General features: G+C 43.9%; 24 protein-coding genes. 14 read left to right on the forward strand and 10 right to left on the reverse strand.

Annotated elements, in window-relative coordinates:
* Positions 1-22: 22 nt before the first annotated feature.
* The 3 genes from K4039_RS04045 to K4039_RS04055 all read right to left on the reverse strand — a co-directional run bounded on the left by K4039_RS04045 (position 23) and on the right by K4039_RS04055 (position 3,841).
* Positions 23-823, reverse strand: coding sequence for a hypothetical protein (locus tag K4039_RS04045; RefSeq protein ID WP_265233849.1), 801 nt, complete (start codon positions 821-823; stop codon positions 23-25).
* A 149-nt stretch (positions 824-972) separates the two neighbouring features.
* The gene (locus tag K4039_RS04050) at positions 973-2,310 is read right to left on the reverse strand and encodes an ATP-binding protein (RefSeq protein ID WP_265233850.1); all 1,338 of its coding nucleotides are present in this window, start codon (positions 2,308-2,310) and stop codon (positions 973-975) included.
* 292 nt (positions 2,311-2,602) lie between these two features.
* Entirely contained in the window at positions 2,603-3,841 is a 1,239-nt protein-coding gene (locus K4039_RS04055) for an LL-diaminopimelate aminotransferase (protein ID WP_265233851.1), read from the reverse strand.
* Between the two features lie 183 nt (positions 3,842-4,024).
* Between K4039_RS04055 and K4039_RS04060 the strand changes: the two genes are divergently transcribed.
* Positions 4,025-5,116, forward strand: a complete 1,092-nt coding sequence (locus tag K4039_RS04060) for a hypothetical protein (RefSeq protein WP_265233852.1) — start codon at positions 4,025-4,027, stop codon at positions 5,114-5,116.
* 299 nt (positions 5,117-5,415) lie between these two features.
* The gene (locus K4039_RS04065) at positions 5,416-7,170 is read left to right on the forward strand and encodes a DUF3352 domain-containing protein (RefSeq protein WP_265233853.1); all 1,755 of its coding nucleotides are present in this window, start codon (positions 5,416-5,418) and stop codon (positions 7,168-7,170) included.
* A 335-nt stretch (positions 7,171-7,505) separates the two neighbouring features.
* Here K4039_RS04065 and K4039_RS04070 read toward each other — a convergent pair whose 3' ends face one another.
* Both K4039_RS04070 and K4039_RS04075 read right to left on the reverse strand, forming a co-directional pair.
* Positions 7,506-7,940 carry a hypothetical protein gene (locus tag K4039_RS04070; RefSeq protein ID WP_265233854.1) on the reverse strand — a complete coding sequence of 145 codons (435 nt, stop codon included), beginning with the start codon at positions 7,938-7,940 and terminating at the stop codon, positions 7,506-7,508.
* A 167-nt stretch (positions 7,941-8,107) separates the two neighbouring features.
* Complete coding sequence (locus K4039_RS04075) at positions 8,108-8,926, reverse strand: helix-turn-helix transcriptional regulator (RefSeq protein ID WP_265233855.1); 819 nt, start codon at positions 8,924-8,926, stop codon at positions 8,108-8,110.
* 587 nt (positions 8,927-9,513) lie between these two features.
* Here K4039_RS04075 and K4039_RS04080 point away from each other — a divergent pair.
* From K4039_RS04080 to K4039_RS04100, 5 genes are all read left to right on the forward strand, one after another.
* Entirely contained in the window at positions 9,514-10,836 is a 1,323-nt protein-coding gene (locus tag K4039_RS04080; protein ID WP_321161519.1) for a 3-isopropylmalate dehydratase large subunit, read from the forward strand.
* Positions 10,837-10,870: 34 nt separating this feature from the next.
* The gene (locus K4039_RS04085; RefSeq protein WP_265233857.1) at positions 10,871-11,779 is read left to right on the forward strand and encodes a hypothetical protein; all 909 of its coding nucleotides are present in this window, start codon (positions 10,871-10,873) and stop codon (positions 11,777-11,779) included.
* The gene (locus K4039_RS04090; protein ID WP_265233858.1) at positions 11,776-12,555 is read left to right on the forward strand and encodes an HIRAN domain-containing protein; all 780 of its coding nucleotides are present in this window, start codon (positions 11,776-11,778) and stop codon (positions 12,553-12,555) included. The genes K4039_RS04085 and K4039_RS04090 overlap by 4 nt, the downstream gene beginning before the upstream one ends.
* A gap of 405 nt (positions 12,556-12,960) precedes the next feature.
* Positions 12,961-13,659: an aquaporin Z gene (gene aqpZ, locus K4039_RS04095; protein WP_265233859.1), complete on the forward strand. Its 699-nt coding sequence runs from the start codon at positions 12,961-12,963 to the stop codon at positions 13,657-13,659.
* 127 nt (positions 13,660-13,786) lie between these two features.
* On the forward strand, positions 13,787-14,275 hold the full coding sequence (locus K4039_RS04100; RefSeq protein WP_265233860.1) for a gluconokinase: 489 nt from the start codon (positions 13,787-13,789) through the stop codon (positions 14,273-14,275).
* 74 nt (positions 14,276-14,349) lie between these two features.
* Here the strand turns inward: K4039_RS04100 and K4039_RS04105 are convergent, their stop codons facing one another.
* Entirely contained in the window at positions 14,350-15,345 is a 996-nt protein-coding gene (locus K4039_RS04105; RefSeq protein ID WP_265233861.1) for a carbohydrate kinase, read from the reverse strand.
* A gap of 481 nt (positions 15,346-15,826) precedes the next feature.
* On the opposite strand from K4039_RS04105, the gene K4039_RS04110 reads away from it, so the two are divergent.
* From K4039_RS04110 to K4039_RS04135, 6 genes are all read left to right on the forward strand, one after another.
* Entirely contained in the window at positions 15,827-16,102 is a 276-nt protein-coding gene (locus K4039_RS04110; RefSeq protein ID WP_265233862.1) for a helix-turn-helix transcriptional regulator, read from the forward strand.
* 34 nt (positions 16,103-16,136) lie between these two features.
* The gene (locus tag K4039_RS04115) at positions 16,137-16,430 is read left to right on the forward strand and encodes a hypothetical protein (RefSeq protein WP_265233891.1); all 294 of its coding nucleotides are present in this window, start codon (positions 16,137-16,139) and stop codon (positions 16,428-16,430) included.
* A 146-nt stretch (positions 16,431-16,576) separates the two neighbouring features.
* Positions 16,577-17,851 (forward strand): histidine--tRNA ligase, encoded by a 1,275-nt coding sequence (hisS, locus tag K4039_RS04120; RefSeq protein WP_265233863.1) that lies wholly within the window; start codon positions 16,577-16,579, stop codon positions 17,849-17,851.
* Between the two features lie 398 nt (positions 17,852-18,249).
* Positions 18,250-18,906: a Uma2 family endonuclease gene (locus K4039_RS04125; protein WP_265233864.1), complete on the forward strand. Its 657-nt coding sequence runs from the start codon at positions 18,250-18,252 to the stop codon at positions 18,904-18,906.
* Positions 18,907-19,024: 118 nt separating this feature from the next.
* Positions 19,025-20,134 carry a DNA cytosine methyltransferase gene (locus K4039_RS04130; RefSeq protein ID WP_265233865.1) on the forward strand — a complete coding sequence of 370 codons (1,110 nt, stop codon included), beginning with the start codon at positions 19,025-19,027 and terminating at the stop codon, positions 20,132-20,134.
* 260 nt (positions 20,135-20,394) lie between these two features.
* A complete protein-coding gene (locus tag K4039_RS04135; protein WP_265233866.1) occupies positions 20,395-21,042 on the forward strand; it encodes a hypothetical protein in 648 nt (215 codons plus the stop codon).
* A gap of 26 nt (positions 21,043-21,068) precedes the next feature.
* On the opposite strand, the gene K4039_RS04140 is transcribed toward K4039_RS04135, so the two are convergent.
* From K4039_RS04140 to K4039_RS04155, 4 genes are all read right to left on the reverse strand, one after another.
* Positions 21,069-22,283, reverse strand: coding sequence for a class I SAM-dependent methyltransferase (locus K4039_RS04140; protein ID WP_265233868.1), 1,215 nt, complete (start codon positions 22,281-22,283; stop codon positions 21,069-21,071).
* Positions 22,284-22,405: 122 nt separating this feature from the next.
* Positions 22,406-22,759 (reverse strand): DNA-binding protein, encoded by a 354-nt coding sequence (locus K4039_RS04145; protein WP_265233869.1) that lies wholly within the window; start codon positions 22,757-22,759, stop codon positions 22,406-22,408.
* Complete coding sequence (locus tag K4039_RS04150; protein ID WP_265233870.1) at positions 22,752-23,090, reverse strand: type II toxin-antitoxin system RelE/ParE family toxin; 339 nt, start codon at positions 23,088-23,090, stop codon at positions 22,752-22,754. The genes K4039_RS04145 and K4039_RS04150 overlap by 8 nt, the downstream gene beginning before the upstream one ends.
* Positions 23,091-23,177: 87 nt before the next feature.
* Entirely contained in the window at positions 23,178-24,362 is a 1,185-nt protein-coding gene (locus K4039_RS04155; RefSeq protein ID WP_265233871.1) for an NAD(P)H-quinone oxidoreductase subunit H, read from the reverse strand.
* Positions 24,363-24,427: 65 nt separating this feature from the next.
* Between K4039_RS04155 and rsmH the strand changes: the two genes are divergently transcribed.
* Positions 24,428-25,330 carry a 16S rRNA (cytosine(1402)-N(4))-methyltransferase RsmH gene (gene rsmH / locus K4039_RS04160; protein WP_265233872.1) on the forward strand — a complete coding sequence of 301 codons (903 nt, stop codon included), beginning with the start codon at positions 24,428-24,430 and terminating at the stop codon, positions 25,328-25,330.
* The last annotated feature ends 145 nt before the right edge of the window (positions 25,331-25,475 follow it).

Consider the following 25,475-nt stretch of genomic DNA (forward strand, 5'->3'; position numbering starts at 1 on the left):
GAATATAATTGAGGCGTTTTATTTAAACAAACTCATGCAATGTGTTGAAAAAAAAAGGAAGATGAGACTTAACATCGCTACTTTGCTCTGAATAAAATCTGCCAATCTCTAACGATAGTTGCTCTCTAAATACGCGATCATTACCGCTCCAGTCAACGGGTGGCTTAATTTTTACCCAAGAATCCTTAGCTTTTTCAATTGTGAGCAAAGCCATAATTAATTGCTGCTTGCACATTTCATCGGACGTATTTTTAAACTCAGTTTTCCATAAATCTTGTAATTTATCTAAATCTGTACAATTTAAACAATGATTTATGCGATCGAGCGCTCTCTGTATGTTAAGGTTATTTTTCAAGTCTGGATCGCTACTAATTTTATCAGCAATATCCATATAAATACTATTCAGTTCAACAGGATTATCCTGATACATCGGAGGATGAGGATAATCATCAAATATTGATTGAAGTTCAGGTGTGATAAAATATGCTTCTTTATGAATCAAACCTGTAATCCATATCCGGTGTAGTGCTGCATTTTGCGATCGCACCTCCGATTTTTCGTAAAGATTGCAAAAAATTGCTTCTGTATCTGGAAAAATGTAATCATCAATCTTTTGCAGGTGCAAGTCCAAATCTATCATTGCAAAAAGTCGATCGGGATCTAAATACGAATTAGTGGTATCATGATTGTGTAATCTTAAAAGATTAAAATAAGTATTTATTACACTTGCGCGATCGCCACAGTTGAAAAATTCCGGTCGCTTCTGTCTCCACCATGTAGGAACGCAAGCCTTATAAAAGTTGGCATCCGGCATTTTATCCATGTTTTTATAAGCTTGAGGCGATCGTCTACCCTCGATATCGGGAATAGGGCCTTCGCATAACACTACAATTTTGTTCTTAATTCTGGGAGATTGAAGAATCATCTCGCAGTGTTGTTTTAGCTGTTCTGGATTCAGACTCATTTCTAGTATTAGGATTTTTGTTTGATCAGTTTTGGCTCAATTTCTTTAACGTGAGCTGGTGTCAGAGCTTCACACAATGCGTAGGAGTGAGTTGCCAGTATATATTGATTGCTGGGAGCCCACTCTTGAAGGTCTGATATAATTTGATATTGCCAATCTGGATGAAAAGCAATTTCAACTTCATCCATCAAAACGATAGCATCTTTTATGTTGCGGGACTTGAGCCATATATAAATGCTAAGTCTTTTGAGTTCGCCGTGACTTAAATCTTCTGGATATAGTTCTATAGTTTCACCATTATTATACAGTTGAAAGTTGACACCCGAAAAATCTTCATTTAAGTTTATCCTTTTATTGCCCAATAGCAGATTTAAGTCATTAATTAGAGATTGATAGCTGTTCCCGTAGCTACCTGTTTTTATTGCTTCCCTGAAATCGCGATCGCGAGCATCTTTAAATGATTTAATAAGTAGCTTTACAGCAAGGAAATCATAGGTGAATAAACCTTTTAATTCAAATCTTGCAGATGCGAGTATCCCGTAATAATTCTTATCTGCCTTACTTGAATTGCTAAATAATAGTCTTCTAGAATCCGGCGGAAGAAACAGAAAAACTTGTGTTGAAGGAGCTGCCAAAAATATTTTATTTGACAGTTTAGTTAAAAAATCTCCTACTTCTTTGCCATTTATATTATTGATATGACAGAGTAAAGCTTCATCTTGATGATAATCTGAATTTCTGTCACTTGAATAATTACAGATATATTTCATATTTTGGGATTTTAAATATTCAATACTTCCCCTATAAATTACCTCAAGATCTTCAAATTTCTGACAAGCTTTTATTATTTCATCGTAACTGTCCATATCTTGAGATTCAAGATAATCAATATTATTTCGAAGTATTTCTAATTGTTTTAACCCCGAAAAACAGAGAGTATCAATAGTTTCATTTTTAATATCTAAGGGCAATAATTCTTTTATAAAAAAATCTTTGTGAGAGATAAATTGAAGTTTGACATTTTTTTGTCCATCCCAAATATCAATGATCGCTAAGACTCTTTTGTCTTCCTCATCAGAAATTTTAAATCCATGAAGCAGGTTTTCTAAAAATATTTTTTTATTATAATCGCCGGAACAGTGCAGCAACACAAAAATCAACTGCAACAGCGTACTTTTCCCACCACCATTTTGACTCCCAAGCGGAAAAATCTTAGGAACAAAATCCTTTTCAAAAGTGATGTCTATATTTTTCAAACCGCGAAAATCAGGAACTTGAACTCGTAGCAAGTGCATAAAAAACTCCTGGTGTTGGGTTGCATTTTTTATTGAAACGCTGAGCCACAATCATTTTAGATTATAACTCACATTTTTTACTATTTTCATGAACAGGCTTTCCGGCCTGTTCCACAACATATTAAATTAATGCTTTTTCGCGCTGAGTCCAGCAGTCCGCCAGGGGTTGAAACCCCTGTCTCAAAGCTAAAGTCCTCTGAAGAGGACTAATGAGTTTTTCAGTCCTCTTCAGAGGACTTTCGCTATTAGCCAGGGAATTCATTCCCTGGCGGACTTTCGCTATTAGCCAGGGAATTCATTCCCTGGCGGACTGGCGGCCTTTCGGTTTAAGCGGGAGATGAGATTAAACCTTAAACTCTTCCCCAATCCGTCGCATCGCTTCCTCGACATTTTCCCGACTGTTAAATGCCGAAATGCGGAAATAACCCTCACCCGCAGCGCCGAAACCAGAACCCGGTGTTCCCACCACATTTACAGTTTGCAGCAACTTATCAAAAAACTCCCAACTCGTCAAACCTTGAGGCGTTTTCACCCATACATAAGGCGCATTCTCGCCACCGTAAACCTCGATTCCCGCCGCTGTCAATTTCTCGCGAATTATCTTCGCATTTTCCATGTAAAAATTGACTAATGCCTTAATTTGTGCTTTGCCTTCCTCAGAATAAACGGCTTCTGCACCGCGCTGCACGATGTAAGAAACGCCATTAAATTTAGTAGATTGGCGGCGGTTCCACAACTTCCAAATTTCGACATCGGAACCGTCGGCGGCTTTTCCGGTTAAAGTCTTCGGTACTACTGTAAAGGCGCAGCGAGTACCGGTGAAACCAGCATTCTTTGAGAACGAACGAAATTCGATCGCACAATCGCGCGCACCTTCAATTTCGTAGATAGAATGCGGTAAACTCGGATCGGTAATATACGCTTCGTAGGCCGCATCGAAGAAAATAATCGAACCGTTCGCCTTAGCATAATTTACCCAAGCTTGCAAGTGCTCCTTCGTTGCAGTTGCGCCCGTCGGATTGTTGGGGAAACACAGGTAAATTAAATCAACTTTTTTGTCTGTGGGAATTTGGGCGGTAAAGTTGTTTTCTGCTGTAATTGGCAGGTAAACAAAGCCTTCGTACTCGCCTTTGTCGTTAGCATCTCCCGTATGTCCCGCCATTACGTTAGTGTCTACATAGACGGGGTAGACTGGATCTGTAACTGCGATCGTGTTATTGTTGCCAAAGATATCGAGAATGTTGCCGCAGTCGCACTTAGAACCGTCAGAAATAAAGATTTCCGAAGCATCAATATCGCATCCCCGCGATTGGAAATCGTGCTGGGCAATTTTCTCGCGCAGCCATTCATAACCTTGTTCCGGGCCGTATCCTTTGAAGGTATCCCGCGAACCCATGTCTGCTACCGCCGCCACCATCGCCTCGCGACAAGCAGCAGGTAGCGGTTCCGTCACGTCGCCAATCCCCAGCCGGATGATGGGCGCTTGGGGATTCGCATCTGCGTATGCTTTGACTCTGCGGCCAATTTCGGGAAACAGGTAGCCGGCTTTGAGTTTGAGGTAGTTGTCGTTGATAGTTGCCATTTTTGCGATCGCGTGTTTGTTGTAAAATAGCTTACTGCTAATTGGCAGCTAGCTGTTGACTGTTGACTAAAAAATCCCTGGATTCATCGGTTATAGTAATTCTAAAATCTAAAATTGGTAGAAGATTGACAAAAAAATCAACCAGCTTGTATAATCAGAATAGTGTGCAGCGCAGAAACTATTATGGACGAGATCGAATATGCCAAACTCTATCAAGAACTGGCCGCAATTCTGAATGAGTTTAACTTGGGTTGGGTAGTTCAACAAGTTGCGGATACTGTAGAGATAGGTAAAGTAATTCAAGAGCGATCGCTCAAAAGAAAAACACCTCTGCTCAAGATAGAAGATTATACCGCAAAAGAACAACTTTTGCTGTTAATTGCTGCTGTCGAACAAGTGACGGTGAACACTTCCGAAATGGAAGACGAAATTGCTTATTTCTTGAAAGTAGAATCGGAAACCTCTCCTCTGGGCACAAAAATTATCTTTGCCAATTCAGGTGCAGAAACAGCCAAAACAATCGAGTTCACCTCCAGCGTGACAGCCCCACGCCACAAACAGGCGATCGCTCTCCAGCAATTACTCGAAAAACTGCCATCCGCGCCGAGCAACTGCGCCGTCAATTCCGAAATTAAGAGCAAATTAAAAAGCTCGATCGATCCAGATTTCAACGGAGTGCTAGAACAAGCAAGAATTTTTGATGCTTACCTTTTTACCATCCTGCTCAAAGCAGTTGCCAATGAAAGTGGCAATATCTATTATAACAATGTTTTAGACGACGAAACACCGAAAAATTTAACATTTAGAAAAACAGCGGGAACAATCCACGGAACCGCACATCCATACACTCATGCTGTGGTGGAATTTCCCGACAAACCAGCCCTAGAAATTCACCTCGGAGTCAAAGTCCAAGGTAGAGCCGGAGTTCTGCACAATTGCAACGTTTTAATCTTGTACCAAAAAGAAGCAAATATTTGTCGCTTGCTCAACCGCGAGCCTCGACACTCCCAGGTGATTTTAGCAGTAAAAGCTGAACATAGTACCTCGGAACTTCAACTAGAAATGGCTGGTGCTTTTATTGGATTAGCGTCAGATATTCGCTACGAAGGCGGCAGCTATTTCATTTCTAATAGTTACTCACAACCCGTGGCAAAACTGCTAACTACGGCTCGCAAAAAATGGGAACTCAATATTTTTCCTAGAGCCACAAATGATGTCCATCGGTTGATGTACTCGTTTCAAACTATCTTTAAAGACTTTAAGGCTAGAAACTAACATTAGGGCATTGGGCATTGGGCATTGGGCATTGGGAATAGTTAGTGTAGGAATTCGCGTAAATACGAAATAAACCGGGTTTTTCACCAGTATTAAAGGCGAAAATGCACTATTGAGTAAAAAAACGGTTTCCGTATCTAGGACTATAGTGATTAGTGGTTAGTGGTTACTTGTTAGTAGTTTTTCTAATAAAAAATAAAAAATAACAAATTACCAATGCCCGATGCCCGATGCCCGATGCCCGATGCCCGATGCCCGATATAATTTATGATGTTGCGAGCACTCGAACCTTACGAATAATGTTTAAGAAAGATAAATCTTCCCTGCTGTTTACGATCGGAGCCGCCACACTTCTGATCGGTTTAGGTATCCTCGCTTACTCGATCGTCATTTCCCGTGGCCCCGCCAAAGATTTGCCAGCGGGAGCAACGGTTGTTCCACAAGATGCGATGATGGCTCTATCCATCACTACCGATGAATCGCAGTGGAATAGACTGCGAGAATTTGGCACGCCGGAGTCCAAAGCTTCGTTTGAAAGGTTTTTAAGCGAATTGCGCGATCGCCTCCTGACAAGCAACGGTTACGCCTATCAGCAAGACATTCAGCCTTGGGTGGGTAACACCGCAATGGTAGCCTTTCTGCGCAACAAAACAGCCATACCAGTCCCCCCGCGCGCACCCAACGCGCCCCCGCCTCAGCCAATTCAGCAGTCAGTAGCAATTATCCTGCCCATCTCTAACCCGATCAAAGCCAAAGAATTATTAGCAAAACCCAGACCCCTCAACCAAGGAAAAATGGTGGAGCGCAATTATAAAGGGGTGCAAGTTACAGAAACTCAAGGTATACCCGATCGCAATTTCTCAGTCGCGGTACTCGGCACAAACTATCTAGTAGTCACCACAGATCCCACCGCCACAGACAGAATAATTGACACCTACAAAGGCGAACCATCCCTCGCCAAAACCCCCGGCTATGCAGACGCCATCCAACAAATCAAAGATGCCGGTGCCTTCGGTCAAATCTACGTGAATATGCCCGTTGCAGCAGCCTTTACAGCCGCCAACTCATCCCGCGAAATTTCGGCGGAAAACCTCGAAAAACTGCAACAAAATCAAGGATTTGCCACCACAGCGACGCTGGATACAGACGGAATTGGATTCAAATCAATCTCTTGGCTAAAACCTGATTCTACCATTCGTATAGCAGTAGAAAACAATGCTCTCAAAATGGCTAACCGCCTGCCAAACAATACAATCATGATGGTATCCGGCGGGAACTTGCAGCGTTTGTGGCAAGACTACGTATTGGGAGCCGATGCTAACCCGCTGGCCCCGATTAATCCCCAAGTTTTACGCACAGGTTTAAAATCGACTACCGGCCAGGATTTAGATAAAGACTTCATCAACTGGATGGCGGGAGAATTTTCTCTATCATTAATACCAGCCCCCACGCAGAATCCGAAAGACAAATTTGCTGCGGGATTTGTATTTATGGTGGAAACAAACAACCGCAGCGCCGCGAATAAATCCCTGAAACAGCTTGATGAAACGATGAAAACTAAAGGGTTTAGAGTTGAAGAAATTCAAGTGGGCGGGCAACCTGCGACTAAATGGACATCGGCGTTTGGAGGGATTACTGTAACTCGCGGCTGGATGAATGATGTGGCATTTATTACAGTAGGAGCTCCCGTGGTTGACGCGATTGTTCCGGCGCCGAAAAGTCCGCTTTTAAGTAGCGAATTGTTCCAAAAAACTGTACGATCGCAACTTAAGCCTCACAACGGCAATTTTTTCATCGACACCGAGAGTGCGTTTAACCCGAAAAACCTAGCTTTGCCGGAGTTTCCTCCCAGCCAAAAAATGTGGATAGATGCCACGCGGTCGATCGGCGTTACAGCGGCCGTCGTTGGCGATCGTACCACCCGCTACGACGCTTTTGTCGGACTCAAAAAATCCGACCCATCCACTCCTTCACCAAAGCTCTCACCGAGTGCATCTTCACCGAGTTCATCTTCACCGAGTCCCTCGCCCACCGTCCAAACTTCACCCAATTAACTCTTAAATCCTGCCAAAAATCCGCCATCACAATCCCTTAAACAGCAACGCCGTGCGATCGATTAAAACCGAAAAGCAGCAGGATGTCGCACGTCTGGGAATCTGCGATTAAAAAAGTCTTCTAGTCATCTAGAAGACTTCGATTACTTATTCTAACGATGAGTTTTAAGGTAGAGATCAGGGGGTAGCTTTTATCATTCTGGCTCAGTCTTAGGACAAAATAGCAGCTAGCATTTATAGCGCGCGATTTTTGTCCTCGGACTCAAACACAAAATAGTTTTTTTTAGCAGTTTCTCCTGACAATCCACGCCCAGAATTTACGTCAAAAAAGCTAGCTACACGCAGATAATCGTGCCGCTCTTAGAAACACACTTCCACGACGAAAAAGGAGTCGTCCGATAACAAGCATTTGCCTCATACTTCAGACACGTACCTTGCAAACATACTTTAATTGATGCCTTCGCTAAAAGTATATTGCCTTGAAGTGTCTGGCACTTATTGAGACCTATATTGGCGCAGGCAACTTCGAGTCCTGCTAGTTTCAAGCAGACTTTAAAGCCAGCGCCAACTTTGGTATAGCAAATTGCGATCGGCCCAACTATACTAAAGCAACCAGCCAGGGCTTCATGAAGCTCTAAAGTTGATGCCATCTGCTCATCTGCTGTCGCTACTTCCGCTCCACCTTCTGAACTAACCACGGTGGCTAGTTTTTCCCCATCTAGAAATTCCAATGGATCGTAGTCTAGTTCAATCATTTCATGGTTTGCCATAATCTTGTCTCCTGAATTTAAGTTTGAGTTTTTGTCAATTAAACACTTCACCAAAACAGCAACTACATTGAGGCTGTTTGCTTTGTGTATGCTCTAATTCTCTTCAACCTAAACTTGGGAAACAATACGACGATCCGCGTATATAATTGTAAAGAAAATGCAACAAATTACTCGGGTAGCAGCCCCAATTTTTCCAGAGCAACCATCACAGCAGCCGTTCTGGTTTGTACACCGAGTTTGCAGTGAATGTGCTCCAAATGTTTTCGCACTGTTCCTTCACTGCAACCGAGAACTTTAGCAATTTGGGCATTACTTTTATCTTTGGCAATCCAGAACAGAACCTCTGATTCGCGTTTGGTGAGTCCTAGCAATTCCAGACCAGAAATAGAGAATCTTTGCACTTCTTGTTCCTCCAACAACAAGAGATATTGCTCGCCAATCGGATCGGGAATCAGCCGGATGTTCAACTGTCTTCCTGCTTGCTGAATGTGCAAGGGTAAACAGCTAGATGGAACATTGCCGTTGAATGTGAGTCTCGAAATCTGTTGTTTGAACCAATGTTGTAAGAGTTCTGGCAATGAGTCTGGGGGGTGGGATAAAAAATACTGGCTCAACAGTTGTTCGGCGCGTTCAGCGATGAACTGGACCTGTCCGTCTACAGCCAAAACGATCGCCCCTAAGCGATCGAACATTTGCTGGAATTGTGCCAGTATTTCCTGAATTTTGCTGAATCCTGGGTGATTTACCTCTGCCTGAATCTGGTGCAGCATCCTCGGATTCAGGACACAATCATCGATCCAATCCTTGGACACCGCCGTTTTTAAAGTATCTGGATCTGAGTTTGTGCGATCGCCCCAGACTTCGATAGTATAATGTGTGTCAATATGTTCATAATTTTGAGATTCAGCTTTTGCTGCTGGGAGTTGATCAAGATTTTGAGATGTCAAAATAACGTCGCGCTGGCGACTTTGTTTCTGTGAATTCACTGGAAAATCTCCATTTGCATAAACGGTGAGAATGGCGAAACTAGATAGCCGTCACCTCCGGCTATCTCGCTCATTTCACTATCATTAATTTCTACAGCCGTAGAAATGCACTCTGAGATTTTTTTGACTGTGAACGATTTAAGTTTCTTTTTTAATTGATAACACTGGCTAGCTGTGAGTTACCAGTCACTCGATCGAGTGACTTGCAGTTTTTTGGTGTTTGTGTTAAGAGCATTCTCTAATTTGAGCAAGACTAACGCTCGACCTCAAAGGATTTACAATCAGGACAAAAATTGAATTTTATATAGATCGGGCTGCTTAAATTAATTGTTTTAATTTATGCTTTAAAAAATAATTTTCAAGTTGGTTGCTTGGTCGGCAAACTCGCGATTGAGTGGGTTGAATCGTTGGAAAAATTCAAAATAATTCACTTGAATTGATTTTAATTTAATCATTCTGCGATATGGCACGGACACCGACACTCAAACCGAAATTTTTCTATTTCTTTAACTTGTATCTTCGGTAACAGGGAATGTTTCGCTTACAATACAGTTATGTAGCATCTAAATTAAAAGAGCGATCGCACTATGGGAATGACCCTGACCGAAAAAATCTTAGCCAAAGCATCAGGCCGCACTAAAGTCGAGCCCGGAGAAAACATTTGGGTAGAAACAGACGTGTTGATGACCCACGATGTCTGCGGGCCCGGCACTATCGGCGTTTTCAAACGCGAATTCGGCGAAAATGCTAAAGTCTGGAATCCCGACAGCATCGTCTTAATTCCTGACCACTATATTTTCACCAACGATGAACGCGCTAACCGCAACGTCGATATTCTCCGCGATTTTGCCAAGGAACAAGGGATAAAATACTTTTACGACATCACAGATCGATCGGACTTTAAAGCAAATCCCGACTATAAAGGAGTTTGCCACATCGCCCTAGCACAAGAAGGCCACACGCGGCCCGGCGAAGTGCTTTTCGGCACAGATTCCCACACCTGCAATGCCGGCGCTTTCGGACAATTTGCCACCGGTATCGGCAATACGGACGCTGCTTTTATTATGGGAACCGGCAAACTGTTAATCAAAGTGCCGGCAACTATGCGCTTTGTGCTCAACGGGGAACTGCCGGATTATTTGTTAGCAAAAGACTTGATTTTGCAAATTATTGGCGATATCAGCGTGGCCGGTGCTAACTACCGCACAATGGAATTTGCGGGCGATACAGTCGATCGTTTGACGATGGAAGAACGGATGACGCTGTGCAATATGGTGATTGAAGCTGGCGGCAAAAACGGCACGGTGGCTGCGGACAAAACCACCTTTGATTACGTTAATCCTCGTACTAATGTGCCCTTTGAGGCATTTTACACCGATGCTGATGCTACGTTTTATAGCGATCGCACCTACGATGTCAGTAAATTAGAACCAGTCGTCGCCAAACCGCACTCCCCCGACAACCGCGAATTGGCCCGCAACTGTCGCGATGTCAAGATCGATCGAGTTTACATCGGTTCCTGCACCGGCGGCAAAACCTCCGACTTTTTGAATGCAGCCCGCATTCTCAAAGGAAATCAAGTCAAAGTTCCCACATATTTAGTACCAGCAACTCAGAAAGTTTACGAAGATTTGTTTGTGACAAAATATGACGGTCAAACGCTGTCGGAAATCTTCTTAGCCGCCGGCTGCATCGAACCCGCAGCGCCTTCTTGTGCCGCTTGTTTGGGCGGCCCGAAAGATACTTTTGGGCGGATGAATGAACCCGAAATTTGCGTATCTACAACTAATCGGAATTTCCCCGGCCGGATGGGTAACAAAGAAGCGCAAGTTTATCTAGCTTCGCCTTACACGGCGGCGGCTTCGGCGCTAACTGGGTATGTCACCGATCCGCGCGAATTCCTGCGTTAGAAAGTAGCTTTTAGCATTCTTTAAGGTTGACAAAATGGCTGAAAAGTTCCCTATTATTGTTGTTCCAGAATCTGATTACGATCTGTCTGAAGAAGAACAAATGGGAACTAAGAATAAATTCTGGTTCCATCACTCAGAATTTGGCCGCTGCTTGTACAAACAGTCTCGACCGAATACAGGTGAAGATTGGGCGGAAAAAATTGCAGCCGAGTTGTGCAAATTGCTCGGACTGCCCCATGCTCAATATGAACTGGCAACTTGGAGAAGTCAACGCGGAACTGTCTCACCATCATTTTTGCCCGATGGTGGCAGTTTCATTCCTGGGAATCAAGTTTTGTCTGCGAACGCACGGCACACAGTTAATATTGTGTTGAATGTGATCGCAGACAATTCTGTTAATTTGCCCCTCGATTGGCTTGGGCCAGTCGGGATAGAAACAGCAGTAGAAACTTTTATCGGATATTTGCTATTAGATGCCTGGATTGGCAATACAGACCGTCACTCAGAGAATTGGGGTGTATTAGATAAACCCGAAAGCGATCCTACTTTAAATATCGCCAGATATCTAGCACCAACTCACGACCATGCCTCTAGTTTGGGAGTGCGGATATTAGATAAAGAACGGCAAGATAGACTGATTACAAAAGATACTGGCTTTTCTGTCCAAGCTTATGCTAAAAGATGCTCTTCTCAGTTATATGCTAGCGATAATGAACGAAAGCCTCTCAAGACTTTTGAGGCATTCCGCTCCGCAGCGCTAGACTATCCCCAAGCAGCCAAAATTTGGCTCAATTGCCTTGCGAAGATTTCCCCTAATGAGCCTCTAGCCATTTTTAACCGGATACCGCGCGATCGCATTTCACAAATTACCATTGACTTTTCTCAACAAATACTTAAATATAATAGAGAAAGGCTACTTGAATTGACAGGAGATTTGCTTTGAAAACACTATTTTTGGCTTGGCAAGACCCGGGCAGCCGTTCTTGGTTTCCGATCGCAAAATTGACATTTAACGGTAAAGAATACCAGTTCAATTATACAAATGGTGTTCTAGAAGCTCAACATAAGTGCAGGTTTGAACCCTTGCCATCTTTCCCTGATTTTAATAAGGTTTACACTTCACAAAAACTGTTTCCCTTGTTTTCTAATCGAGTGCGGCCGCGATCGCGCCCTGACTACCCTGAATTTGTACAGTGGTTGAATATCCCTCAACACGAAGATGACCCAATTGCTTTATTGGCCCGCAGCGGAGGTAAACGGGTAACTGATAAATTTGAGGTATTCCCCTGTCCCGAACCGGATGAAAATGGACGTTACCGCATCCATTTTTTTGCACATGGACTGCGACACCTTCCCAAGCCGGCAATTGAACGGATTAATGAGCTTCAAGTGGGCGAACTTTTGTATTTAGCCCACGAATTTCAAAATCCGCACGATTCCTCTGCTTTGCTTCTGTGTACTAAAGATCGCTGGATTGTAGGCTATTGTCCGCGCTATCTTTTGGATGATATTTTTAATATTATCTCGCAGCATCGAGAATTGGTTCGCGTAGAAGTCGATCGCCTCAACCAACCCCCAACGCCGCTACAGTTCCGCTTGCTGTGCAAGATGACCGCCGATTGGCGAGACTTTCGCCCCTTCCAAGGTTGGAGGTACCAGCCGTTTGGCAGTGATGTTTTAGCTGCAAGTGCGATCGCCCTTACAGCCAACAATCAGTAAAATTGCGATCGTCAAGTTAGCCAAACACCCAAGTGAATTATTCTGAAATAAATTACTACTAGCTTGCCCAATTTCTACAAAAGATAGGCTAATTATTGACAATTTAATTCCACAATTATATAAAAATCAGTTAATTATTTGTGATTGATTCGCACAATTTATATTAAAAAATCGCTAATGCTTGACATTGTTTTCATATAAGAGTAAGCTTTTGGCTAATTGATTGATGCTAAATTCCGCAATTTCAGTTGAGAGAATACAATTTCTATAAATTAGAGTTACACATCTTTATAAAGTTTCCTTGAGTATTGTACTGGTGGCGAAAAAAAAAGGTAGCTCCAATTTTGAGAAGTTCAGATTTTTTCAGGGTGCATAGTTGACCTATCAAAAATAGAGAGTGTAAACATGAACAAAAAAATAAAAATAGGAGTTGCTGAAGCCTTCGGTACTTTTCTACTGGTATTAGGTGGATGCGGCAGTGCGGTTTTAGCAGGAGACAAAATCGGCTTTTTGGGAGTGGCGATCGCCTTTGGCTTATCCCTCTTAGTTATGGCTTATACGATCGGGCCGATCTCTGGATGCCACATCAATCCAGCGGTAAGCATCGGTTTAGTAGTTGCTAAACTGATCGATGCTGTTTTGCTTCCTTATTATATAGGAGGTCAGATTTTAGGCGGAATTTTAGGCGGTCTTGTTTTTTATCTGATAGCATCAGGAAAACCGGGTTTTGATGCGGCTGCTTCGGGATTTGCTTCCAACGGTTTTGGAGAACATTCTCCCACAGGTTACGGGCTTTTAGCAGCAGCTTTGACGGAAATTGTACTGACGGCTTTTCTGTTATTTACCATCATGGGTACTACCGATCCCCATTATCCCGTGGGTTTGGGCGGAATTCCCATCGGCTTGGTGCTGGTGTTGATTCACTTAGTCGGAATTCCCGTAACTAATACATCAGTTAACCCCGCTAGAAGTATCGGTGTGGCTATTTTTCAAGGCACCTGGGCAATCCAACAGTTGTGGGCGTTTATTATAGTCCCCATCATTGGTGGAATTATCGGGGTATTCGCTTATAATTTAATTAGAAACACGATGGAAGAAGTTTGATCGATAATTAGAAATAGACTGAGTTTCTTAACTTTTTTCTGGTGCAGGATTTATCATAAAATTTAAGAAACTCGGTTTGTCGATCGCCCAACTCGATCGAATTACAAATATTTGGTAAATAAGCCCAATGATTGTTATCGTGATGGGAGTCTCCGGTTCAGGAAAAACTACCGTTGGCAAGTTGCTGGCGCAATCTCTCAATTGGGATTTCAGCGATGCCGACGATTTTCACCCGCCAGCCAACATCGAGAAAATGAGTCGAGGAATTGCTTTAGAAGATGCCGATCGCCTGCCTTGGCTGTTGCACTTGCAAGCTACAATCGACAGGTGGCTGTTGGAAAATAAAAATGTCGTCTTAGCTTGTTCTGCCTTAAAAGCATCTTACCGCGAAATGCTCTGCCGAGACCAGCAGGAAATGAAAATAGTTTATCTCAAAGCTTCTTTTCAGCTATTAGCATCCAGGTTGAAAAATCGCGAAAATCACTACATGAAAGTAGACTTGCTATCAAGTCAGTGCACTACTCTCGAAGAACCAGAAAAGGCAATTATTATAGATGCTTCGCAACCGCTAGAGGTAATGGTACGTCAGATTGAAAATCATCTAATTTGCGGTTAATCTCCCACAAAAAAACAGGTTCGTAGTGAGGACTTTAGTCCGCATAAAGAAGGACTAAAGTCCTCACTACGAACCTATGGATGTTTGGCGGGATGATTTTTGTACAAATACAAGAAAGCTTCTACTTCAGTGGCGGTTGGTTGAGCTGCAATTGCCCCAGGCTTCATCGCTGTCATCGCACCCACCGCGCTTGCATAGGTAACAATTTTTTTTGCTATTTCTGAATCAGCTAAATTCTTAATTCCCTGCTTGCACAACTGTTGCACAAAACCAGCGACAAATCCGTCGCCCGCACCTGTTGTATCCTCAACATCTACTGCAAAGACGGGGATTTTTCCTTCATTTTCCGACAGACAGTAGGAGCAACCTTTATCGCCCGCTGTCACCAAAACGCCTTCTACAGAATCGAGGCGGTAGGTAATAGCTCCAGCATCGGTAGTTGCAAACAACCATTCGGCTTCTTCGTCAGATACTTTGAGAAAATCTACTTTTTTTAAGAGTTTTATGATGTGCGCTTTTGCTTCGTCGGGATTTGGCCAAAACATCGGACGCCAATTGATATCAACTATAATTTTAACGTCGTAACGTTCTGCTAGTTCGATCGCTCTTTCGATCGCCTCTCTACTTTCAGGATAAGCTAATTCTAAAGTGCCTAGCACTAAAAACTCCGCATTTTCAAACAGCACCTCGGGTATTTGGGCGGCCTGGAGGCGGGTGTCAGCAAACTCCGCAGTATCCAATTTACCAAAACCTGCAAAAGATCGATCGCCCGCTTCATTCCGCAACACATAAACTTGTCGCGTCGGCGCACTCGGATGGCGCTGCACTCCAGCGGTATCAACCCCTACTTCTTGCAACACCTGCACGAGGGAATTCCCCAACTCATCCCCCCCCACAGCACCGATAAATGCCGCCTCAGTCCCCAATTTAGCCACAGCACAGGCAACATTTGCAGGAGCGCCACCGGGATACGCCGTCCAAGATTCTACCTCTTCTAGAGATGCTCCTGGTTTGTCTGCTAAACAATCAAATAAAATTTCACCCAGACATAGAACGCGAGGATAAGTCATATTGATTTTAGATTTTAGATTTTAGATTTCGGTGTGAGCGCGAGCGTCGAACGATTTTAGATTTTAGAGCCGCAGCAGACAAGTCAATAATTATTTTTAACCCATCCCATAAAAATTGTCAGCTATTTTTTAATGGCTGCTCCCTATAATATCAGACTTGCTGATACCGGCAGTTACAGGCTCAACGCACAAGTGCAGTGCGGGCGTATCAGCAGTTTTACTTACCAACATCTCCGGGTTTGTGGGCCCGGATGTCAGGTGCATTCAGGGAAAGCTAGCATCCGCCACCCCATGCGCCTGCTGTGCTGCTGGTGCGTCTTGCGGTGTCCCCGACTTCTTTTCCACGAAGCGGCGATTATGCAAGCGAGTTGCTGCTTGCACTGCGAAAAAGCAGCCGCAGCAGATTTAATTTTCTCTTCATACTCGCTCCCTCATCCTCTAGAATTGTATATAGGTAAATATGCACACATAGGAAAAATTTATGAACGGGAGCGTCTCCAGCACCCCTGTCACCCTTTCGGACAGAGAATTGCAAGTGGTAGAGTTAGTAGCGGCGGGATTGACCAATGAGAAAATCGCTGAAAAGTTAGAGATTAGCAAGCGTACTGTTGACAACCACATTAGTAATATCTTGAACAAGACGCCCGCTGACAATCGAGTTTCGCTGGTACGTTGGGCGTTGCAGTGGGGGAAGGTATGTTTGGACGATATTAACTGTTGCGCTCTACCAGGGCCGATCAATAAAGAAGTATCTTAAATAGGGATTTTGGTTGGGGACAGGCAAAGAAATGATGCAAACGGCACAAGAAAAACAACTCCGCTATCAAATTCAATCCCCGGGATTGCCGCTGACGGTATATCGCGAAGTAGCAGCCCATTTGCGTCAAGTTGAAGGGGTGGAAATCGGTTTAATTCCGCAGCAGTCGCAGCGGTTTGATTACAGCGACAGCCAAATTGGAGGTTTGTGGATACAGTATCCTGAAGGCTTCGATTTGGTCGATCGCCAGCGGGTCGATCGCATTTTGGCTTATTATGGCGATCGTTACGGAGCTTGGGAATTATTAGTTATTGGGCATAGGGCATAGGGCATAGGGCATAGGGCATCGGGCATCGGGCATCGGGCATCGGGCATTGTTAACTGTTAACCGTTAGCTGTTAGCTGTTAACGAATAACAACCAACAAATAACAACCAACAAATAACAACCAACAAATGACTAATTACTAACATTCATGAGTACAATTAAAACTTTACCGGGAACGCGGGATATTTTGCCCGCAGAAATTCAATATTGGCAAAATATAGAAGAAGTCGCTAGAACAATTTTGAACAAAGCGGCTTATCGAGAAATTCGCACTCCTATATTTGAACAAACATCTTTATTTGAACGCGGTATCGGCGAAGCTACCGATGTTGTGGGCAAAGAAATGTACACTTTTAAAGATAAGGGCGATCGATCGACTACTTTGCGCCCAGAAGGAACCGCCGGAGTCGTGCGAGCTTTTATTCAAAACAGTTTGTACGCGGCCGGAGACGTGCAGCGTCTGTGGTATACTGGGCCGATGTTTCGCTACGAACGCGCCCAAGAAGGTAGACAGCGGCAATTCAATCAAATTGGCGTGGAAGTCTTGGGGAGTGCCAATCCACGGGCGGATGTGGAGGTAATTGCGATCGCCTGTGACATCCTGCAAGCGATCGGTTTAACCAATTTGCGCCTCGATATCAATTCAGTCGGAAACAAGCAAGACAGACAAAATTATCGGCAAGCATTGATCGATTATTTTACACCGCACAAAGAAGAATTAGACGCGGATTCCCAAGACCGTTTGACTCGCAATCCGCTGCGGATTTTGGATAGCAAAAATCAGCGCACTCAAGAAATTGTCGCTGGTGCTCCCAGTATTTTAGAATATTTGGGTGAAGAATCGCGATCCCACTTCGAGCGAGTGCAGGAAATGCTCACAAATTTAGGAATTAGCTATCAGTTAAATCCCCGATTAGTGCGCGGTTTAGATTACTATACCTACACCGCATTTGAAATTGTCTCCGACGATTTGGGAGCGCAAGCCACAGTTTGTGGAGGCGGCCGCTACGACGGTTTAGTCAAGGAATTGGGCGGCCCAGATACCGCGGCAGTCGGTTGGGCTATGGGTGTAGAACGGTTAATTATCCTGCTGCAAAAGTTGCAACCTTTGCCCGCGCCGAAGTTAGATTTCTATTTGGTATCTAGGGGCGATAAAGCCGAACAACAATCAATATTGTTAGCTCAAAAATTGCGGAGTGTTGGCTTTAGTGTAGAGATAGATTTGAGCGCTAGTGCTTTCGGGAAACAGTTTAAAAGAGCCGACAGAAGCGGTGCGGTTGCGTGTTTGGTTTTGGGTGATGCGGAAGCTGAAAATGAGACTGTACAATTGAAGTGGTTGGCCAGTGGTGAACAAAGTGCGATCGCCCAATCTGAACTGCTAGCCATGACAGACGAGCTAAAACAGAAGATAAAAGCTGTGTAGGGCGATCCCCCCTAACCCCCCTTAAGAAGGGGGGAATAGGAGCGTTCAAAGTCCCCCTTCTTAAGGGGGATTTAGGGGGATCGAGACTAAGCGATCAGCGAGAAATATCAATGCTTTTAGTCTTAAATTAACACTAATGGGGATGGCACCGTGTCCCTACCTACAAAAAGCGGCAATTAACATTAATCCCAAAAACCAAAAGATATAATAAAAAAATCAACCCCTACAACATCTGATAAACTATGTTAGTAGCTACTAAAAACCCTCCCGTCAAACTAATAGTAACCTGGCCATTACTACCAGACGACTTTCAACTACCGGACGACCCCGTGGAAGACGAAACCCAACCCTTAATAGCCGCCGCATTGCGCTAACCTCTAACCGCACTTCCTGAATTAATGCAGGATGCCTTAATAGTTTCTAATTTTGCCCTTTGTGCCGGAATTAGTTTCCCATCCTCCACCAGTGACGAACAGCGGACTATTTGCAAAGCACCCGATTGGATGTACGTAAAACCCGTCAATCCTCAAAATGTCTCGCAAGTCCGCCGCAGTTACACGCCGCACACCGAAGGAACTATCCCTCAAATTGTGATGGAATTCCTCTCGGAAACTTACGGGGAAGAATACTCCGTTGAGTTTAAGCAGCGAGTGGGTAAATGGTTCTTTTATGAGCAAATTATTAAAGTACCAAGATACGTTATTTTTCGAGCAACTACCGCTCATTTAGAAGTTTATGCTTTAGAATCGGAGCATTATGAAGCGGAAGAACCGGATAATAACGGACGTTTTTGGATACCTGGATTAAACTTGTTTTTGGGTATTTGGGAAGGAACGCACGAATCTAGAACTGGCTATTGGTTGAGGTGGTGGAATGCCCAAGGTGAGTTATTGTTATGGTCAGAGGAGCGGGCTGAGCAAGAACGGCTACGCGCTGAAGAGGAACGGCTACGCGCTGAAGAGGAACGGCTACGGGCCGATCGCGAAAGTCTCCGCGCTGAAAGACTAGCAGAAAAATTGCGTCAAGCGGGGATCGAGTTAGATGATGAAGAGTGAAAGATTAAAGGCGATCGAGTCTTAGTACGGTTTGCACAGCGCACCTGACGACTATTTGGTATAATCACACTCTTGTGTTGCAGGCATTCAGCCGGCTATTGTCCCACTGCGAACTAATATGTCACTCGAAGGCCTCAAAGACGTAAGCTGGAAAACCAAACCAAAACTGATATCCTTGTTTTCAGGCTGTGGTGGTATGGATTTGCCATTTCACAAAGCTGGGTTTGATGTGGTTTGGGCGATCGACTCCAATCAATACGCCTGCAAAACATTCAGCAGAAACATTGCTGATGTCATCGTCAACGACAGCATAGAAAATATAGACATTGCACAAGTTCCCGCAGCCGAAATATGTATAGGAGGCTTCCCCTGTCAAGACTTCTCCCTAATTTGGAAGCGCCCCGGACTTGAAGGAACCAGAGGCAATTTATATACATATTTTCTAGATTTTGTCAACACAAAAAAGCCCAAAGCTTTTGTCGCAGAAAATGTCAAAGGTTTATTAAGTGCGAACAATTATCAAGCAATTAAACAAATAATTTCCGACTTTGAAAGTATCGCACCCGGTTATTTAGTCAAACCTAAACTTTACAATTTTGCCGATTACGGAGTGCCGCAATTTCGCCAAAGAGTCTTGTTAGTTGGCATTCGGATGGATACAGGATTTGATTTCGTGCATCCTCAAGCAGAATACGGGCCCAATCGTCAATATCCTTATCGCACAGCGGGCGAAGCACTCCAAGATGTCGATCGAGTTATTGAAAATAACCAAAATCATCAAATTCGCGATCGCACCGTTGAAATTTTGAATCGAATTAAAGCCGGAGGCAATTTTTCTGATATTCCCAAAGACAGTCCCTATTATGTAAAAGGCATGATTAGTCACGTTTATAGGCGAATTCATCCCGATAAACCGTCATCTACAATCATTGCTGGCGGAGGCGGCGGAACCTGGGGTTATCATTATCCAGAACCCCGTGCACTGACAAATCGGGAGAGGGCGAGGCTGCAAACTTTCCCCGATGATTTTGTGTTTGAAGGTTCTGTTACCGAAGTGCGCCGCCAGATTGGAAATGCAGTACCGCCAGAGGGAATTGCTGCTGTTGTTGAATCTCTAATTCCGCTATTTAAGGGCGATTATGATAAAGTTGATTTATATGAAATGAGTGAAAAGTTGCAGGGAATGTCAATTCAGGATCGCTTAAAACACGCAGAATTAGAAATATAATTGTAGGGTGCGTCGCTATAAAAAATTCCAAAAAATATCGACAATCTCACGGCGACGCACCTGACAAAATAAACAAGATTGCATAAATCTTTGATAGAGCCAGTCAACCGCAGATTTAAGGCAGATCAAGGCAGATTAACGCAGATAATTTCAAGATAGTCTGGGAATGAGTGCAAAAATTCTAATAGTTCAAAAAACAACCTCAACACTTATTTTGTAGCAATATTTTTCATAAATGGTACTATAAGGAGGGAAAGTCAATGATAAAGTTTGCTCTAGGTCACTACACCGATTTTAAATTGCCCAGCAACTCAATTATTCCAGAGCAATTAAAGCAAACACTTCAGACGGTTTGGGACAGAAAATATGACGATTTATACGAACGAGGTGGAAAGTGCAATGTAGAAGAAGCTTTTGTAGAAGTAATGACGGCTTTTGGAATGCCTAATGATGCAATATCCCATCAGCGATATGTCTACATGGCTTATGGAATAGCATTAGCAGCTAAACCGACTATTAAACATTACTTTCCTGAAGAGCACAAGGCTGATATCGTTCAAGCAATTGTATCTTGTTGGCTTAAGGATGGCTGTGAAATTCCAGAAAGTTGGGCTGACACCTTGTTTCCTAATATCAACAAAATAGGAAAATATCAAGCTACTGACGAAGCTTATAATATTTTCTACGGCTTGCTGCAAACACTCAATACCAAAACAGCCTATAATGCCATCTTGGATATCCTGTATGATGCCATTACCGGAGATGCTATTTCTGGTTTTACTGAAGCCCGACGAGATATGTTTAATTGGTGGTTGATTGAGGTGATTCCTGCTGCCTATTGTTTAAAGTTGCCATCTACTTTATATTCAGGGAAATGGGATTTTCCGCCGCTGAGTAAGCTTGCGTAATTAATGTGCATAAATCAACCAAATAATCAATCAGGCACTCTCAAACCTTTGACTTTTTGGCTTTTCTCCTCCTCCTTCAACCCCTTACACTGCACCAAAACCCCAAATCCTCCCAAACCCATCGGATCGATCAATTGGTGCAGCGCTTCCCTGCGGCGCAAAAACGTTGTCAAATCCAATACTTCTGCATCATTTGCAGACAGAGAAGCAATTCTATCGCCCACACCCAATATCATCAAAAACAAAGCCTGTTGAGTAAAACCCATTACCTCCAAACCACACAATTCCCCTTGTTTTTCCAGCGCTGTAAAATCAGCATGGGCAGTTAAATCCTGCCGCCCGATATTAATATAAGGATTGCTGTGATAGCGGTGGCGGTAATAACATTGCAGCGTGCCATCTGTGCGTCTCGGATTGTAATATCGGTGCGCCGGATGGCCGTAATCAATTGTTAATAGATAACCGCGCTGCAATTTTTCAGCAACTTTTTTAATCCAGTCTAAAGCTGCTAAATTGACTTCGCTGCGATAACCATCTGCATAGACGGTCGCGGACAAATCTATTCCGACTAAATCAAAATATTCAGGAATTTTAGGGTTTGAAAGTTCTCCGGCTACTTCAATAAACTTGCTTCCAGATTCTTTGTTTTTTTCTTCGGCTGCGGCAACGTAAATCTCCCTAATTTGCCCTTTTTCTAAAATAAACTGATGCACGGGAAAAGCATCGACTAATTCGTTAGAAAAAAAGCAGCCGACGATAGAGTTATTAGCTATTTCATCCCAATTGCACCACTTTACTATTTTGAATTCGGCTAATTGTCGCTGCTGTTGTGCAAGCAAAACGGGCGAAATTTCAACAATAATGTATTCTAAGCTTTTAAATAAATCGGGATATTTTAGTTGCAAATATTGCAGCAAATGTGCGGCAAATGTTCCCCGCCCAGCGCCCATTTCTACGATCGCAAAAGTATCAGGTTTACCGAGAATTTGCCACATTTCCACAAATTGCTCGCCCAAAACTTCGGCAAAATCAGCACTCCAATGAGGTGAGGTGATAAAATCGCCTTGTTTGCCGATGTTTGGTCGATCGCCATTATAGTAACCATACTGCGGGTGATATAATGCTAAATCCATGTATTCCGCAAAGGTTATGCGCTGCTGCGGAGTGGCTGCAATTCTTTCGCTGATTAAAGCGCAGAGTTCTGGGTTACTGTCATTGATATTTGATTGCTGGACTGTCATAATTAAATTAAGGTTGATGTTATTTTATTTATGAAATAAAGATTTTTTTAACCGCAGAGGGCGCAGAGGACACAGAGGATGAGGGAAGAGAGAAATATTGATGTTCTGCAATTTTTTTTATCCTAGAGTAAGCTAGTTTGGACAACGTTATCGCTCTCACTTTTAAATATTGAACTATCAGACTTAACCCCTATTTTTAGCTGAAGTCCCAAAGCATCCAGCAACGCCACCAACAGATAAACTTCATCTCCTCCTGTTTTTGAGAGCAAATTTGTTAACTTTTCATAGTCCAACTTAGCTACATCTGAAAGATGAATTACACCCCCGCGAGCCTCAACCATATTGCTAAGTGCTAGTGACAAGAGTTCAGCTTCTACATTTTTTTCTTCCAAAATCGCCTCGATATAAGCAGCCGCCGCTTCAGGTTTTTTAAGGAATTCCATCAAGTCGTCTTGGTAATTTACACTTTTAAGCATTGTCTCGACTCCTGTAATCTATCCAATATTCAATAGCTTTACGAATATCTCGATCTTGAGTGCTTTTATCTCCACCGCAGAGTATGAGAACAATCGTTTGCTCTATTTGTCCAAAGTAGACGCGGTAGCCGGGGCCCCAGTCAATTTTTAATTCAAAAACACCGGCTCCAACTGAGCGAAAGTCTCCCAAATTTCCGAGCTTAATTCTGTCTAGTCTCCCGCGAATCTTGGCTTCAGCTTTGAGATCTCGAAGAGCTTTTAACCATTCTGTAAAAGGAATTTGGCCGTCTGGTGTGACGTAACGCTGAATTTCTTTTGGTTGAGCTTCCATAATTTATAATAGCCGATCGCCATCTGCAACAAAAAAGCGATCGCACTCATCAGCAAATAGCCAAAAAATACGATCGCCCTTTTTGTTCTATCGATCGACCGAACCCATGATAATATCGATACTACCCAGGATAGCCACCAAGTCCGCAATCTTTACACCGCGCACGATGTGGGGCAAAATCTGCAAATTATTGAAATCAGCAGCCCGAATCTTCCAGCGCCAAGGAAACACGCTGTCATCGCCGATAATATAGATTCCCAACTCACCCTTACCGCTTTCAACCCGCACGTAATGTTCGCCCTTGGGAATTTTGAAAGTTGGCGCTACTTTTTTGCCAATAAACTGATAGTCGAAACTATTCCACTCAGATTTTGGCCCGCTTTCTAAGCGCTTGGCTTCCAAGTTTTCGTAAGGGCCGCCGGGGAGTCCTTTCAAGGCTTGATAGAGGATTTTAACTGACTCGCGCATCTCCCGAATTCGGACTAAGTACCGGGCTAAACAATCGCCAGCAGCTTCGGTGCAAACATCCCACTCGAAGTCGTCATAACATTCGTAATGGTCAACTTTCCGCAAATCCCAATTGACGCCGGAACCGCGCAACATCGGGCCCGATAGTCCCCAGTTAATCGCTTCGGCGCGGGAAATTGTACCCAAACCTTCAATCCGGCGGCGGAAGATAGGATTGTTGGTGATTAAACGTTCGTATTCGTCAATTTTTGGCAGGAAGTAATCGCAGAAATCTTCGCATTTGTCTACCCAGCCGTAGGGTAAATCTGCTGCTACTCCGCCGATGCGGAAGTAGTTGTTGTTTACCATGCGGTAGCCGGTGGCTGCTTCCCACAAATCGAGAATTGGTTCGCGATCGCGCATAGTGTAGAAAAATGGAGTTTGCGCGCCCACGTCGGCCAAAAACGGCCCTACCCACATCAAGTGGTTCGCAATTCGGTTCAACTCCAGCATGATTACCCGAATGTAACTCGCCCGTTTGGGGACAGCAATATTGGCTAACTTTTCCGGTGCATTGACTGTCACTGCTTCGTTAAACATCCCCGCAGCGTAGTCCCAGCGGCTGACGTAGGGCACGTACATCACGTTGGTGCGGTTTTCGGCAATTTTTTCCATGCCGCGGTGTAGATAGCCTAAAACAGGCTCGCAGTCTACTACATCTTCGCCGTCCAGGGTGACAATTAACCGCAGTACCCCGTGCATGGATGGGTGGTGCGGGCCCATGTTGAGCACCATTGGTTCGGTTCTTGTCTCAATTCTTGACATAATTGATAATTAATGATTGGTAATTAGTCAGTCTATTGTTGATTTTTGTTTCGCTTGTATAGATTATGAAGGATATCGAGCCGTCTGAGAAGGAGACTCCTGAATCAGATGTGAGTATTGAGGCTTATCACGTTTCTGTTTTGGCCACCGAGTTAATTGCGGGTTTAGCGGTGCGTCCGGGTGGGCGCTATTTGGATGCGACGCTTGGGGGCGGCGGACACACGAGTTTGATTTTAGCGGCGGCGGCTGATGTGAGTGTGGTGGCGATCGATCGCGACGAAGAAGCCATCCGTTTTTGCAAAGCCCGATTTGCTAACGATCCCGTTGAGTTTTGGCACGGCAATTTTGCTGAATATCAGTCTCCTGATGCCGAATTTGATGGTATTATAGCAGACTTGGGCGTTAGCTCGGCTCAGTTCGATACACCGGAACGAGGCTTTAGTTTTCGCCACCCTGCTCAACTAGATATGCGTATGAACCAGCAGCAATCTTTGACCGCAGAAGAGATTATCAATCACTGGGAAGAAGTTAAACTGGCAGATATTATTTACAAGTACGGCGAGGAACGACTGTCGCGGCGCATCGCGAGGCGGATTGTCGCACAACGTCCTTTTGAAACTACTACAGAACTCGCAGGGGCGATCGCTAGCAGCTTCCCACCCAAGCAGCGCAACGGTAGAATCCATCCCGCCACCCGCACTTTCCAAGCTTTGAGGATAGCCGTCAACTCCGAACTCGCTTCTTTAGACACTTTTCTCAAGGAAGCGCCAAATTGGTTGAAACCCGGTGGGAGAATCGGAATTATTACTTTTCACAGCCTCGAAGACAGACCGGTTAAGCACCAATTGAGAGCAACAGACTGTTTGCAGGTACTGACAAAAAAGCCGATCGTGCCACAATCGGAAGAAGTAGCTAGAAATCCCCGCTCTCGTTCTGCTAAGCTCAGACTGGCAGAAAAATTAACTTGATTCGGCAGCAAGGAAAGTCAAGCACGAGCTCCAAACCAAGGCGAAGTCTGGTAAGACCGAGCCCGGATGCAAGTTCCGAACTTCCTTGTGGTATCACTAAACATGGCACTGACCTATAAAACCCGAAGCCCTCACGCAGATTCGG

This window comes from Lyngbya sp. CCAP 1446/10, from assembly GCF_026130175.1.
GTDB lineage: Bacteria > Cyanobacteriota > Cyanobacteriia > Cyanobacteriales > Microcoleaceae > Microcoleus.

What these genes read in the sequence shown, in the direction of transcription:
- K4039_RS04080 (WP_321161519.1), top strand. Translation starts at nt 9,514, where the DNA reads ATGGGAATGACCCTGACCGAAAAAATCTTAGCCAAAGCATCAGGCCGC.
- aqpZ (WP_265233859.1), top strand. Translation starts at nt 12,961, where the DNA reads ATGAACAAAAAAATAAAAATAGGAGTTGCTGAAGCCTTCGGTACTTTT.
- K4039_RS04125 (WP_265233864.1), top strand. Translation starts at nt 18,250, where the DNA reads ATGCAGGATGCCTTAATAGTTTCTAATTTTGCCCTTTGTGCCGGAATT.
- K4039_RS04100 (WP_265233860.1), top strand. Translation starts at nt 13,787, where the DNA reads ATGATTGTTATCGTGATGGGAGTCTCCGGTTCAGGAAAAACTACCGTT.
- hisS (WP_265233863.1), top strand. Translation starts at nt 16,577, where the DNA reads ATGAGTACAATTAAAACTTTACCGGGAACGCGGGATATTTTGCCCGCA.
- K4039_RS04135 (WP_265233866.1), top strand. Translation starts at nt 20,395, where the DNA reads ATGATAAAGTTTGCTCTAGGTCACTACACCGATTTTAAATTGCCCAGC.
- K4039_RS04060 (WP_265233852.1), top strand. Translation starts at nt 4,025, where the DNA reads ATGGACGAGATCGAATATGCCAAACTCTATCAAGAACTGGCCGCAATT.
- K4039_RS04110 (WP_265233862.1), top strand. Translation starts at nt 15,827, where the DNA reads ATGAACGGGAGCGTCTCCAGCACCCCTGTCACCCTTTCGGACAGAGAA.
- K4039_RS04045 (WP_265233849.1), bottom strand. Translation starts at nt 823, where the DNA reads ATGGATAAAATGCCGGATGCCAACTTTTATAAGGCTTGCGTTCCTACA.
- K4039_RS04145 (WP_265233869.1), bottom strand. Translation starts at nt 22,759, where the DNA reads ATGCTTAAAAGTGTAAATTACCAAGACGACTTGATGGAATTCCTTAAA.
- K4039_RS04140 (WP_265233868.1), bottom strand. Translation starts at nt 22,283, where the DNA reads ATGACAGTCCAGCAATCAAATATCAATGACAGTAACCCAGAACTCTGC.
- K4039_RS04150 (WP_265233870.1), bottom strand. Translation starts at nt 23,090, where the DNA reads ATGGAAGCTCAACCAAAAGAAATTCAGCGTTACGTCACACCAGACGGC.
- K4039_RS04130 (WP_265233865.1), top strand. Translation starts at nt 19,025, where the DNA reads ATGTCACTCGAAGGCCTCAAAGACGTAAGCTGGAAAACCAAACCAAAA.
- K4039_RS04155 (WP_265233871.1), bottom strand. Translation starts at nt 24,362, where the DNA reads ATGTCAAGAATTGAGACAAGAACCGAACCAATGGTGCTCAACATGGGC.
- K4039_RS04070 (WP_265233854.1), bottom strand. Translation starts at nt 7,940, where the DNA reads ATGGCAAACCATGAAATGATTGAACTAGACTACGATCCATTGGAATTT.
- K4039_RS04065 (WP_265233853.1), top strand. Translation starts at nt 5,416, where the DNA reads ATGTTTAAGAAAGATAAATCTTCCCTGCTGTTTACGATCGGAGCCGCC.
- K4039_RS04115 (WP_265233891.1), top strand. Translation starts at nt 16,137, where the DNA reads ATGCAAACGGCACAAGAAAAACAACTCCGCTATCAAATTCAATCCCCG.
- K4039_RS04055 (WP_265233851.1), bottom strand. Translation starts at nt 3,841, where the DNA reads ATGGCAACTATCAACGACAACTACCTCAAACTCAAAGCCGGCTACCTG.
- K4039_RS04105 (WP_265233861.1), bottom strand. Translation starts at nt 15,345, where the DNA reads ATGACTTATCCTCGCGTTCTATGTCTGGGTGAAATTTTATTTGATTGT.
- rsmH (WP_265233872.1), top strand. Translation starts at nt 24,428, where the DNA reads ATGAAGGATATCGAGCCGTCTGAGAAGGAGACTCCTGAATCAGATGTG.
- K4039_RS04085 (WP_265233857.1), top strand. Translation starts at nt 10,871, where the DNA reads ATGGCTGAAAAGTTCCCTATTATTGTTGTTCCAGAATCTGATTACGAT.